Source organism: Ochrobactrum sp. SFR4, assembly GCF_019730395.1.
Classification (GTDB): domain Bacteria; phylum Pseudomonadota; class Alphaproteobacteria; order Rhizobiales; family Rhizobiaceae; genus Pseudochrobactrum.
Genome location: NZ_JAAPBB010000732.1, coordinates 1 through 276 on the forward strand (window position 1 = coordinate 1; position 276 = coordinate 276).

Annotated in this window: 1 protein-coding gene; it reads right to left on the reverse strand. The window is 50.0% G+C overall.

Going from position 1 to position 276, the window contains the following annotated elements; translation table 11 throughout:
• Nucleotides 1-276, reverse strand: a 276-nt coding sequence (locus HBA93_RS21010; protein ID WP_221724560.1) for a polysaccharide deacetylase family protein, incomplete at both ends; no start/stop codon positions are given.

Below are 276 nucleotides of genomic sequence, written 5' to 3' on the forward strand. Positions count from 1 at the left end.
CTGGTGATGCATCCGGTAAGAAAACATGGTCAAGGGTATGGGCACCGACCTCATGGCCATGAGCAGCCCAGTCCAGCAGCTGCTCTTTGTTCATGCATTTGATTTCGGCCGAGCCTTTCGGCAGATCCCACGCATTGCAGCCGCCGATCTGGTTGGCCACAAAATAATTGGTAGCGGTAAAGCCTAATCTGTCGAGTACGGGCATGGCATATTGGTAGACATTGAGATAGCCGTCATCAAAAGTAATGACAGCAACTTTGCCTTGTTTTTTGCCTT